The organism is Kitasatospora sp. MBT63 (genome assembly GCF_000710465.2).
GTDB lineage: Bacteria > Actinomycetota > Actinomycetes > Streptomycetales > Streptomycetaceae > Kitasatospora.
Map to the genome: position 1 here is coordinate 1 of NZ_JAIZ01000184.1, position 3,603 is coordinate 3,603.

A 3,603-nucleotide genomic window follows, 5' to 3' on the forward strand; every position below is an offset into this window, starting at 1 on the left:
CCGCTCGGCCGCCTCGCTCGGCGACCGGGACTCGCAGTGGCCGGCCGGCCGCCAGGCGCCGGGAAGGTTGACCGGAGCGAGCGGGTGCTTGCGCCCCCCGCCCGAGCCGGACGGCGGCGGCCGGTCGGGGTCAGGATCGGGTCCGCGGTCGCGGTCGCGGTCGGGGTCCGGCCCGGTCGCGGGTCCAGGGACGGCGCCCGGGGCGGGAGTTGGGTCCGGTGCCGGCGCCGGGCGGAGGTCCGGCGCGGGCTGCACCGGCTCCGCCTCCGGCACTGACACCGGCACCGGCACCGGCTCCGGCTCCGGGACTGACACCGGCACCGGCACATCGTGGAAGTAGGTCCGGGTACGGATCCGGCCGCCGCCGACGCGTTCGACCCGCCGCTCCAGATAGCCGTCCGCCACAAGCTCGTTGAGAGCCCGGGCGAGCAGGATCTCGCCCTCGCTGAAGTGCGCGGCGAGCGCCTTGATCGAGACCGGTGCACCGTCCGGCAGCGAGAGGATGTAGGCGGCGACGCCCACCGTGACCGCACTGCCGCGCCGTTGGGCGAGGCAGTTCGCGAGGACGGTGAAATTCGCCGTCAGACGCGTGCGGACATGCACGACACCCGCCGCGGAAATGCCGTGGTGCGCGTTAGACTTTTCGTCAGCCATGGGGAAGGACTCGGTTCCTACGTGGTCAGGCCCTCGATCGGGAATGCCATCCCGGCCGAGGGCCGAATTGCGTTCCGGCCATGCATTCCGGGCGGTCGGCCAGAGCGTACCCGCACCGAACTCGCCCGCGCGCCCAACTCACCCGTTGGGGTGATCTGTTGAGATGATCTTCCGGGGTGGGGGGTGGGGTTGGGTGGGAGTTCTTACTTCCGGGTTCTTTGAACCAATGCGTCGTGCCGCACCGGGACGCGGCCGGCCACGCCCCGGCCGCTCCGGCGGCCGGGGCGCCGGGCTCAGGACAGCACCTTGGCCTTGGCTTGCTGATATTCCTGTTCCGTGATATCGCCGCGATTCTTGAGTTCGGCGAGTTTGGCCAACTCCTCGACATGGCCGCCCGTTCCGCCCGTTCCGCCCTCGGCGCCGGGCGTCGATCCGGCGGTTTCCCGGATGTAGCTGCGGAGTTGCTCCTCCTGCTTCTGGGCCTGCTTGAGGCTGCGCTCGCCCATGCCCTTTCCCCTGACGATGAGGTAGATGAAGATGCCCAGGAACGGCAGCAGGACGACCAGGATCGCCCAGGCGGCCTTGGCGCCACCGCTGAGCGAATCGTCGCGGAACACATCGTCGAGGACCCGGATCAGCAGGAAGATCCACAACACCCAGAGGAAGATCTCCGCGATGGTCCAGAACAGATTGAGCAGGGGATAGTCACCTGCCAGCGATGTTGCGATCATGGTGTGCCTCCCTCGGACGGCGGCGGTAACCCCACTGGCACTGCCGGACCGTGGCGATCCGGACGCGTATCCACCGCGGAGCTGCGCGGTGCCCGCCTCCAGGCCGCACGTCCGCCCGGGGCGGGCCCGGGACGGTCAGGATCCCGCGCGGTGCCTGGGCCGTGGCACCGCCGTCTCCCGGCGTCCACCTCCGGCTCCTGGTCTCAACTCTGCGCCGCCGCGGGCCGCACCGCACGGGAGAGCCGGAACGAAGGCGCCCGCACCCGCCCCGCGTACGGGCGCCCGCGGCCCGCGCATCACCGTGGACGGGGCGTGTGCGAGGCCCGCGCGCCGTACGATCGGGGCATGTCCAAGCTCGCTGACTCTCCGCTGTCGCTGTGGTCCAAGGACTCCGTGCTGTCGATCGGCTCGGTGGGTTCGGTGCTCTCGATCGGGTCGACCGGTTCGGTGCTCTCCGTCGGGTCGGTCGGCAGTGCGCTGTCGGTGGCCTCGATCGGGTCCGCGCTGTCGGTGCTCTCGGCCGGGTCCTGGCTGAGCGCCGGATCGGTGCTGTCCGCCCAGTCCTGCTGGTCGGTGCTGTCCTGGCGCTCGCGCGGCGGGTTGCTGGCGGCGGGCGCGGTCGCGGTCGTGGCCGGCGCGGCGCTGCTCGGGGAGCACCGCCGGGGCGGCCGGTAACGCGCCGTACACCCCGCCCTGCCCCGGACCCGGCGGCTCGGCGGTGCGGGCGCGGGCTCCCGGTCGTAGGCTGCCACGGGGGCTCCAGGCGGACCAGGGAGGCACCGGATGGCCGACGAACGGATCCCGGGGATCAACCCCGCCGCAGCGCCGAGCGGCGAGGGCTGCGCGCAGTGCCTGGCCGGTGACGGCCCGGGCTGGTGGCTGCACCTGCGGCGGTGCGCCGAGTGCGGCCAGGTCGGCTGCTGCGACTCCTCGCCGTCCCAGCACGGCACCCGGCACGCACGCAAGTCCGGCCACCCGTTCCTCGCCAGTTTCGAGCCCGGCGAGAGCTGGCTGTGGAACGTCGAGACCGAGGAGTACTACGACGGCCCCGAGCTGTCCGGCCCCGCCGCGCACCCGGGCTCCCAGCCCACCCCCGGCCCGGCCGGGCGGGTCCCCGAGGACTGGCGCGACCACCTGCACTGAGCCGCGGGGCCGCGGGGTGCACCCGGTCCCCCGGCGGCCCGGGCGGCCGGGCCGCACGGCACAATCGCTGGCATGCAGCACATCCTCGTCATCGGAATCGGCGCGGGCGACCCCGACCACCTGACCCTCCAGGCGGCCAAGGCGCTCGCTCGCACCGACGTCTTCTTCATCCTCGACAAGAACGAGGAACGCCAGGACATGATCCGGCTGCGCCGGCAGATCCTGGCCGAGCACGCCAAGCCCGGCCACCGGGTGGTCGGCGTCCCGGACGCGGAGCGGGACCGCACCACCCCGGCGTACACCGCCGCCGTGGACGACTGGCGCCACCGCCGCGCCGACCTGGTCGAGCGGCTGATCGCCGACCACCTCGGCCCCGACGAGACCGCCGCGTTCCTGGTCTGGGGCGACCCCAGCCTGTACGACAGTGTGATCGCGGTGGTGGACGAGGTGCTGGCGCGCGGCACCGCCGTCTTCGAGTACGAGGTGATCCCGGGCATCAGCAGCATCTCGGCGCTCGCCGCCCGGCACCGCACCACGCTGACCCGGGTCGGCCGCCCGGTCCAGGTCACCACCGGGCGCCGGCTCGCGGAGGGCTTCCCCGCCGAGGTCGACGACGTGGTGGTGATGCTGGACGGGCGCTCGGCGTTCGCCACGATCGACCCCGAGGGCCTGGAGATCTTCTACGGCGCCTACCTCGGTACCCCGGACGAGATCCTGGCCGCCGGCCCGCTCGCCGAGGCCGCGCCGCGGATCCGCGAACTGCGCGAGCAGGCCCGCGAGCGCAAGGGCTGGATCATGGACTCGTACCTGCTGCGCCGTACCACCGGGGAGCCGGGCGGAGCGGCGTAGCTCCCGCCGCAGCCCCGGCGGACGGCCCGGGCCACGGGCCTGACGGCCGGTCAACGGCACGCGGTGGCGGGCCGGACGGGGTCGGTACGTGCCCGGGACCGGACCCCGGTGCGGCCGGGGCCGCCGTCCGGCGCGGAAGGCGGGACGGCGGCCCCGGTGGGACCCGTCGGCGGGTCAGCCGCGCGGTGCGCCCGCCCCCGCCGGCACCGGCTCCGGCTCGGCCGCC

At 73.9% G+C, this 3,603-nt stretch carries 4 protein-coding genes and 1 pseudogene; 3 read left to right on the forward strand and 2 right to left on the reverse strand.

The window, feature by feature from the left end; all coding sequences use genetic code 11:
* Together AA75_RS51855 and AA75_RS12715 are read right to left on the reverse strand one after the other, a co-directional pair.
* A pseudogene (locus tag AA75_RS51855) lies at positions 1 to 654 on the reverse strand (hypothetical protein); the annotation flags it as partial.
* A 293-nt stretch (positions 655 to 947) separates the two neighbouring features.
* Positions 948 to 1,385, reverse strand: coding sequence for an SHOCT domain-containing protein (locus AA75_RS12715; RefSeq protein ID WP_033820055.1), 438 nt, complete (start codon positions 1,383 to 1,385; stop codon positions 948 to 950).
* 345 nt (positions 1,386 to 1,730) lie between these two features.
* Between AA75_RS12715 and AA75_RS12720 the strand changes: the two genes are divergently transcribed.
* From AA75_RS12720 to cobF, 3 genes are all read left to right on the forward strand, one after another.
* A complete protein-coding gene (locus AA75_RS12720) occupies positions 1,731 to 2,060 on the forward strand; it encodes a hypothetical protein (RefSeq protein ID WP_033820056.1) in 330 nt (109 codons plus the stop codon).
* Between the two features lie 108 nt (positions 2,061 to 2,168).
* Positions 2,169 to 2,528, forward strand: coding sequence for a UBP-type zinc finger domain-containing protein (locus AA75_RS12725; RefSeq protein WP_033820057.1), 360 nt, complete (start codon positions 2,169 to 2,171; stop codon positions 2,526 to 2,528).
* Positions 2,529 to 2,600: 72 nt separating this feature from the next.
* The gene (gene cobF / locus AA75_RS12730; RefSeq protein WP_033820058.1) at positions 2,601 to 3,377 is read left to right on the forward strand and encodes a precorrin-6A synthase (deacetylating); all 777 of its coding nucleotides are present in this window, start codon (positions 2,601 to 2,603) and stop codon (positions 3,375 to 3,377) included.
* Positions 3,378 to 3,603: the final 226 nt, after the last annotated feature.